Here is a 2,473-nt window from a genome sequence, read left to right as displayed (position 1 = left end):
GTAAGCGGCTCGCCTGGGCCATTCGTCCATTCGCTTCCGCGTGAGGCATGATGGTCATCAGGACCTGCCCGGTCAGGTAGCGGGAGCCGGTGGACTTGCTGGCTTGCGCAGCTTGTCGGTCACACGCCAAGGCAGGAGTTCGTCAATACGATTGATTTTGTGGTCAGCGATGTGAGTTAGCACATAGTCCAGGTAGGCACGCGGATCGATGTCATTCAATGTGCAAGTGCCGATCAGCGAGTACATCGCGGCTGCCCGTTCGCCGCCACTGTCGGAGCCAGCAAATAAAAAATTCTTCCGACCCAGGCTCACACAACGCAGCGCATTTTCGGCGATGTTGTTGTCGATCTCGAGCGTACCGTCTTCGCAATACAACGTCAGTGCGGCCCACTGATTGAGCGAGTAGTTGATCGCTTTGGCTGTATCGGACTTCGACGACAGCGTGTTGAGCTTCGCCCTGAGCCACGCTTCATAGGCTTGAAGCAGTGGCCTGGCTTTCTCCTGCCGTATTCGCCGCCGTTCGGCCGCCGGCTTGCCGCGTATGGTGGCTTCGATGCTGTACAGCTCGCCGATATAGTTGAGCGCCTTTTGCGTCGTGTCAGACGGCGTGCGCACGTGAATGTCGTAGAACTTTCTCCTGGCGTGGGCATGACACGCCGCCTCACGTATATGGCCACCGCAGAACAACTCGTCGAACCCCGCGTAGGCGTCTGCCTGCAGGATCCCCTTGAAGCCGGCGAGATGGGTTTGAGGGTGGATACCTTGCCGATTGGGCGAGTAAGCGAACCAGACTGAGGCCGGTTCCATTAAACCCGAGCGGTGATCGTCTCGCACGTAGACCCACAGCCGGCCGGTACGCGTTTTCCTGTTGCCCGGTGCAAGCACCGGGATCGGCGTGTCGTCCGCATGCAGCTTTGTGGCGGCCGTCGTATAGCGGCGCAGCGCCTCTATCAGAGGCTCGAACAACGCCTCGCACTGGCCGACCCAGCGGCCCGTGCTGGCCCGGTCCAGCGCCACGCCGTCGCGCGCCGCGATCGCCGATTGCCGATACAAGGGCTGGTGGTCTGCGTACTTCGCGACCAGAATGTCCGCCAGCAGGCTCGGATGCGCGATGCTCCGCCCGATCGGCAGGCCCGGCATGGGCGGCTGTGTGATGGTGCTGCAGCATGGGCAAACCAGTTTGCGCCGGATCGTGCGAATGACCCTGAACGCCGCTGCGACGCGGCCGAGTTGTTCGGACACATCCTCGCCAAGCGTCTGCATCGGTTGACCGCAGTCCGGGCAACTCGACTCGTACTCGAGTACGTGATCCTCGCGCGGCAGATGCGCAGGAAGCGCTTGTCTTGATGCCGCAACGCTCGTCGCCGCACTTGAGGCGCACGCGTTTGCACCGTGGGCCTGCGCGCGCTGCACATCCGCTACGCCGCGCCCGGCAGCCAGATCCTCGAGTTGAGTCTCGAGCGTCTCGATCTGCCGCTGCAACTGCTCGGACTTGCGACCGAACTGCATGCGCCTGAGCTTGTCGATCTGTGCCTTGAGCTGCTCGATCTCGACATCCCGTTCGGCAAGCATGCTACGGGCCTCGACCAGCAGGGCCTTCAGGAGTTCGACATCGTCAGGAAGATCGGCGCCGTTCGACATGCGCCTTAGTTTACGAGTCTACCGCGCGGTTTACAACATCGATAACGCGACGGTGCGACGGGGCTGTCTCCAATCGATGCCCTCAAGAAGCATCGACAGTTGTGCAGAGCTCAGATGGACCTTGCCACTGTCGGCCTGGGGCCAGATAAAGCGGCCTCGTTCAAGCCGCTTTGCGAGAAGCCAGATTCCGTCCTCGGTTGCCCAAAGGATCTTCACCAGATCGCCGCGACGGCCCCGGAAGATGTAGACGTTGCCGCCCAACGGATTCTCTTCGAGCGCTGTTTGCACCTTTGCGGCTAGCCCCTGAAACCCCGCGCGCATATCGGTGACGCCCGCAGCGATCCAGATTCGCGTACCTGCCGGGAGGGAAATCATGACCGCAGACTCCCCAGCACGATCCGCAAGATATCGCCATCGACCAGGCCGTCCACCTTGACTACCGCGCGACCGATCCGGATCTCGATCGTGCCGGCAGTTGCTACAGGCTTCGTGTCCTGCGCTCGAGCTTCTACCAGAGATGATGCAGCGACCTCCGCTGGCGTGTCGCTTACCAGCACGACCGGGATGAGCCCAGCAGACTGAGCTTGCTGCTCGGCCAGATATCGCCGCCGCCAGGTGAACAGCATGTTCGCATTGATGCCGTTCTCGCGCGCCAGTTTCGCGACTGATACGCCGGGCTCGCAAGCCGCTGCCGCCAGTCGCTCACGAAGCTCCCGGGCGTAATTCGGGCGGCCCATCCGGGTACCCGGCTTCTTCTCTTCAGACTGTGACAAAGTGATGCCCATCAGTTCGGAAATGATGGGCATCACTTTGGTGTCTATCTCAGTCACCG

3 protein-coding genes are annotated in these 2,473 nt (G+C 61.5%); all 3 read right to left on the bottom strand.

The features are described 5' to 3' along the window. Positions 1 to 72: 72 nt before the first annotated feature. Positions 73 to 1,641, bottom strand: a complete 1,569-nt coding sequence (gene tnpC, locus P0D80_RS49490; protein ID WP_408295879.1) for an IS66 family transposase — start codon at positions 1,639 to 1,641, stop codon at positions 73 to 75. Positions 1,642 to 1,671: 30 nt separating this feature from the next. Next, positions 1,672 to 2,016 carry an IS66 family insertion sequence element accessory protein TnpB gene (gene tnpB, locus P0D80_RS49485; RefSeq protein ID WP_408295877.1) on the bottom strand — a complete coding sequence of 115 codons (345 nt, stop codon included), beginning with the start codon at positions 2,014 to 2,016 and terminating at the stop codon, positions 1,672 to 1,674. Next, positions 2,013 to 2,473: IS66-like element accessory protein TnpA (gene tnpA, locus P0D80_RS49480; protein ID WP_408295874.1), on the bottom strand; the 461-nt coding region annotated here is incomplete at its 5' end. The genes tnpA and tnpB, both read right to left, overlap by 4 nt.

It is taken from the genome of Paraburkholderia sp. RL17-373-BIF-A (assembly GCF_046030175.1).
In the GTDB taxonomy this organism is placed as follows: domain Bacteria; phylum Pseudomonadota; class Gammaproteobacteria; order Burkholderiales; family Burkholderiaceae; genus Paraburkholderia.
The sequence above is the reverse complement of the archived record's forward strand: the minus strand, read 5'-3'. Positions and strand labels throughout refer to the sequence as shown.

Excerpts from the sequence above, each read along its gene's own strand:
- tnpB (WP_408295877.1), bottom strand. The coding sequence starts at position 2,016 with ATGATTTCCCTCCCGGCAGGTACGCGAATCTGGATCGCTGCGGGCGTC.
- tnpC (WP_408295879.1), bottom strand. The coding sequence starts at position 1,641 with ATGTCGAACGGCGCCGATCTTCCTGACGATGTCGAACTCCTGAAGGCC.